The organism is uncultured Streptococcus sp., assembly GCF_963518475.1.
Classification (GTDB): Bacteria; Bacillota; Bacilli; order Lactobacillales; family Streptococcaceae; genus Streptococcus.
On sequence record NZ_CAUQJA010000039.1, the window covers coordinates 1 to 5,011 of the forward strand.

Below are 5,011 nucleotides of genomic sequence, written 5' to 3' on the forward strand. Positions count from 1 at the left end.
CTTGGAGCTTTTATCACAAGAAAAAGACTCCGAAGAGTCTTCGCATTACTTATGCAATTCTTTATTACTCAATGTATGAAAAATCCCCCACAGAAGAATATTTACAATGATAAACAGCAATATTTCCACTAAATTAAAGTCTATCAAATTTCGTGACCGCATTGCCACCATAGCTTGAGAGTAGGGATAGATTAAAGATAATTTATCTGATACAAAAATCATCATAAATCCTACGAAAGTACCAATAGCACCAATTCCCACAGATTTACTGAAAACACGAGTTTTAGCTGTCACAAAAAACTGTACTGCCATCATGCTAATTGTTCCAAAAATTCCCAATAAATCCCACTTGAGGTAGGTGAACAAATTAGAAATTTCTAAATGAGCTAGGTGAGCACTGACATAAAAAATACCAAACAAGAACAACTGTAAAACAGCAATAAACAAGATAATTACTATTTCTTTTGCCAACAATAATTTCCCAAGACTGACATTATTAGCTCTGAGAAATTCAATATTTTTTCTATCAAACTCTTTTCCTAACATCATGGCTACATAAAGGCTGACCAAGATCGGAAAGAAAAGCTGGCTATAATAGAAGGTCAATTGTCCCCATAAAACAGGCACTTTTTCACTTTCTTCAACCATAGAATACGCTGCACCAAAGTAAATCCCAAGACCAATCAGGCTACAAAAAGCTAAGAAGCAAATACCAATCATCAACATGGAAAATTTTTTTGTTTTCCGCCATTCTACTGATAGATAAGACATCATAGCTTGCCTCCTTTCTTTTCAACCAAATAGAGAGATAAGAAGAGATAGATTAGGGCTATTGGCAAATATGTAAAGAGTTTAAATCCTAGGTTTGTCGCAAAAACATAACTCACATGACTGGCGACTTGCTGGTAATCCACCAGAGACATATATCCTATACCACCAAAAGGGAAAATTAGCTGTAGAAAAGCTGGTGCATGACCAAATCCAACTCCAAGAAATCCTCCGAAAACCCCTAATGCCAGCATCAATGCCTGCTTCTTCACTAAAAACTGCAAAGTCAAAAACAGACAGGTTAAGACAAAAGAGGCTAGCAAGAAAATGACGATTTGCCAGAGGATTAGGCTAACAGGCATTTCTAAACCTGATAAGATTGCAATCAACTGGGCTACTACTCCCTCCAAAAAAGCGAGAAAGGTCAAAATGAACATAGTCAGGCCAAGCTTACTCAGAAAGATATGCCGTACATTTTCACCATTTGCCAAAAGCAGTTTGAAAGTGTTGCCCTCCTTCTCGTTCTTGACAATCCGCGATACAAAGAGAGAAATCACAATAGGGAGAATCAAGCCATTTACTTCTTTTATCATATAGAAAATTAGGCTAATCTGGTGCATGTCTGGATTACTTAGGTAGCGTGTAGCGGCTGCAATTGCCCAAGCAAATCCGACTCCCATAACTAGTATGCTAATGAGGAAGGATTTGGTTCGTTTTGCCTTGAGCAATTCAATAGACAAATTATTCAACATAAGACTCACTCCTTGGTTAAGTTGAGGAAGATAGATTCCAAGGTTTCTTGTTCTTGCTTCACTTCATAAATTGGAACTTTCTCGACTATTAAATCTCGTAACAAACTAGAAATCTGCTGATCGGCAAGGTTAGTCAGCTTGAGTTTATCCTCTTGTATCTCCAACATCTTGCACGGATAACCAAATAACACTTGGCTAATGACTTCACGTCGACCTCTAAAATCCCCACGCACTTCCAGCCATTTATTGGACTGAATTTTACGAATTTCTCCCTCGTAAACCAGTTGACCATGATTGATAATCCCCACACGGTCAGCTATATGCTCTACTTCAGAAAGGATATGGGTAGAGATGAAGACAGTAATGTCCTGTTCTTTTGCCAACTTGATAATCAGTTCCCGAATTTCATGAATCCCTGCTGGGTCTAGCCCGTTTGTTGGCTCATCCAGTATCAACAAACGCGGTTTCTTGACTAAGGCAAAGGCTAAAGCCAAACGCTGTTTCATACCCAGTGAATAATCTTTAACCAATTTTTTCTTGTTTTTAGGTTGATCTAACCCAACAATTTTCAATGTTTCCTGAATATTTTTCTGATCAAATCCAAGGATTTTTTGGAAGACCAAGAGATTTTCATAGCCTGTCAAATTAGGATAATAAGACGGTTCTTCAATCATAGAGCCAATTTGATTAAGATACTGCTTGTCCGTACCTATAGATTGACCGAACACTTCAATCTCCCCAGCTGTACGAGAAATCAAAGACAAAATCATCTTCATTGTGGTTGTTTTACCAGCTCCATTTGGACCTAGAAAACCATAAATCTCACCTTGTTGAACTGATAAGGAACTAAGGTTAACTACCTGAGTGTCCTTAAATGCCTTTTGTAAGTTTTTTATCTGTAAAACATTACTAATCATTATGAACTTCCTCCTTTAAACCAAATAATTTTCTATAATTTTGATTTCTATAAATCAAATTATCATGAGTATCTTTGATAACATCTCTATTACTCTTATCAACAAAAATGATAGAATCAACATAATTCACAATATCTAATTGGTGACTCACTATTACCATTGTTTTGTCTGAATAAAATGAATTATTCCACTACCAGCACCAAGAACGTTATCAAGTTCTTCAAGAGTTCATTCTTGAAGAAAATTCATTACTTCAATCTCATCGAGATTCATTTGTTGTTTAGCCATTTGGAAATACCTCACTGATTAAAATTTATTTGAGAAGTATCTCTATCTAGGTTATGTCTTTATTATAGACATGCTAGATTAATTTTAAACTAAGCTAACCTTAATTTTACATTAAGATTAAAGTATCTTGCTTTTTTCATTCTTTTAAATGGTATAATATAGATAAGCGAGGTAAGATTATGAATTTCGAACAACAACTCCTGAATAAGCACATCCTTATCATTGATGACGATAAAATTTTAAACTCTTCCATAAGAGATATTCTCACTGCCTACGGATTTTCCAATCTAACATCAGCCTATGATATAGAATCTAGTTTGGACATGATTGAAACAGAACAGTTCGATCTTTTCCTTTTGGACATTATGCTCCCCGATGGTGATGGCTACACATTAGCAAAACATATCCGAAAAAAAGGCGATACTCCTATCCTCTTTCTGACTGCCAAAAATAATCCTGAAGATGAGGTAGCTGGTTTCAATGCTGGTGGTGATGATTATGTCGTAAAACCCTTCATTCCAAAAAATCTTATCTATCGTATTATGGCTCTGCTCAGGAGAAGCTATAAATCAGAACAGGAAGCAATACAAATTGGACAGACTTTGGTGAGTTTTCGGAATGCAACAGTACAAAAAAATGGAGCAGAAATTTCTATTACACCAATTGAAATTAAGATTTTGAAAAAACTTTATGATAATAAAAATTACATCGTTTCAACTGAATCTCTCTGTGATACGATTTGGGGAGTGGATAGCTTTGGTTATGAAAACTCTTTGACTGTACATATTCGGAAAATTCGAGAAAAAATAGAAGAAAATCCTTCAAAACCTCAATATTTAAAGACAGCTAAAGGGCTGGGATATAAATTGTTATCATGATTATGAACCAAACCAAAATTTTAAGGTATTCACTAAAGAAATTTATCTTTTTTTCCATCATTATCTTTATTACCAATATCATTCTAATTGCCAGCTTTGTTTTCTACATTAGGGAAAAGCAAACTGCTACTGAGACTGTGAAAATAATTTCTGAACACATTACCATCACAAAAAATAACGTCCACATACCTAAAAATGATATCTCTAGTCTAAGAGAACAAAAGTTATGGCTCATGGTATTGGATAAGCAGACTGGAAAACAAGTGTACGAACAGTATAAACCTACAGAAATTCCTTCACAATTTGACTATGGGGACATTTTACAGTTTTCTCGCTATTATCTTTCAGATTATCCTGTTTTTAGTCAGATAAAAGATGGCTACATCATTGTTGTTGGTTTTCCAAAAGATAAAATTGCTCGTTATAGTTATAATTACTTAGATATAGATAGTATTCGCCTGATTCCACTAGTAGCATTTGGAGTATTGCTTTTCAACTGTCTTTATTTCGCTTTTCTTTACTACTATGGTGTGACGCATATCAATCGTAAAATTGCGCCTCTTGTAACTGCTATTCAGAATCTCCCAGATGGTTTGAAAAATCCAATAAATTCTATATCAGAACTAGAATATCTTACAACTGCAATTAATCAAACCGATACTCTACTCAAAGAGAATGAAGTCTTTAAAGAGCAATGGATTTCAGGAATTGCACACGATATCAAAACACCTCTTTCTGTCATCATTTCTAACGCTTCCTTGTTAAATGATTCTGAACTAGATACACAGTCTAAAAAACATATTCGCCCAATATTGACAGAATCCTATTACATCCAAAATATTTTAAATGACTTAAATATAGTAGCTCGCCTTTCATCCGGTCATCTTCAATTAAATCAGACTGAAACAAAAATTATCCCCTTCTTCAAAGACATTCTCATCCATATTTTAAATCAAGAAATCTGGAATGATTTTGAATTTGAATTTGATTACGATTATTCACTTGTTAATCAATCTATCATGATTGAGCAGTTTTTAATCACAAGAGTTATCCATAATATCATCTACAACTCTGTTTTGCATAACGAAAAAGGTTGCACAATAAGAATCCACTTATTCAAAAAAGATACAAATGTAATTGTCGAAATCAAAGATAATGGACAGGGAGCTTCACCAAAAAAAATTGCTGAACTTAATGAATTATCTTTTAAAAACATTGATATTTCTAAAATTAGAACGACTGGAATTGGGCTAAAAATTTCAAAACAAATTGTTGATTTGCATCAGGGCTCTATTTCGTTTGCTAGTATCCAAAATGAATTCTTTGAAAGTATCATTTCACTTCCAATTTTCAACATTACCAATTAGATAAAAAAATGGAGAAGAACCATTAGAGTTTTCTCCATTTT

Annotated in this window: 5 protein-coding genes; 2 read left to right on the forward strand and 3 right to left on the reverse strand. The window is 34.2% G+C overall.

Features of this window, described 5'->3' with window-relative positions:
* Window positions 1-45: 45 nt before the first annotated feature.
* Genes RYK12_RS09845 through RYK12_RS09855 form a run of 3 tightly spaced genes read right to left on the reverse strand, consistent with a single transcriptional unit; the run spans window position 46 to window position 2,437 of the window.
* Window positions 46-774 (reverse strand): ABC transporter permease, encoded by a 729-nt coding sequence (locus RYK12_RS09845; protein ID WP_049542662.1) that lies wholly within the window; start codon window positions 772-774, stop codon window positions 46-48.
* Window positions 771-1,520, reverse strand: coding sequence for an ABC transporter permease (locus tag RYK12_RS09850; protein ID WP_261239796.1), 750 nt, complete (start codon window positions 1,518-1,520; stop codon window positions 771-773). The genes RYK12_RS09845 and RYK12_RS09850 overlap by 4 nt, the downstream gene beginning before the upstream one ends.
* 5 nt (window positions 1,521-1,525) lie before the next feature.
* Window positions 1,526-2,437, reverse strand: coding sequence for an ABC transporter ATP-binding protein (locus tag RYK12_RS09855; protein WP_084924100.1), 912 nt, complete (start codon window positions 2,435-2,437; stop codon window positions 1,526-1,528).
* Between the two features lie 467 nt (window positions 2,438-2,904).
* Here RYK12_RS09855 and RYK12_RS09860 point away from each other — a divergent pair, with 467 nt between their 5' ends.
* Together RYK12_RS09860 and RYK12_RS09865 are read left to right on the forward strand one after the other, a co-directional pair.
* A complete protein-coding gene (locus tag RYK12_RS09860; RefSeq protein WP_033682226.1) occupies window positions 2,905-3,603 on the forward strand; it encodes a response regulator transcription factor in 699 nt (232 codons plus the stop codon).
* On the forward strand, window positions 3,600-4,970 hold the full coding sequence (locus RYK12_RS09865) for a sensor histidine kinase KdpD (protein WP_084924102.1): 1,371 nt from the start codon (window positions 3,600-3,602) through the stop codon (window positions 4,968-4,970). Before RYK12_RS09860 ends, RYK12_RS09865 begins: the two co-directional genes overlap by 4 nt.
* Window positions 4,971-5,011: the final 41 nt, after the last annotated feature.

Bases quoted from the DNA above. Each gene is read 5' to 3' on its own strand.
- RYK12_RS09845 (WP_049542662.1), bottom strand. From the start codon at position 774: ATGATGTCTTATCTATCAGTAGAATGGCGGAAAACAAAAAAATTTTCC.
- RYK12_RS09850 (WP_261239796.1), bottom strand. From the start codon at position 1,520: ATGTTGAATAATTTGTCTATTGAATTGCTCAAGGCAAAACGAACCAAA.
- RYK12_RS09855 (WP_084924100.1), bottom strand. From the start codon at position 2,437: ATGATTAGTAATGTTTTACAGATAAAAAACTTACAAAAGGCATTTAAG.
- RYK12_RS09860 (WP_033682226.1), top strand. From the start codon at position 2,905: ATGAATTTCGAACAACAACTCCTGAATAAGCACATCCTTATCATTGAT.
- RYK12_RS09865 (WP_084924102.1), top strand. From the start codon at position 3,600: ATGATTATGAACCAAACCAAAATTTTAAGGTATTCACTAAAGAAATTT.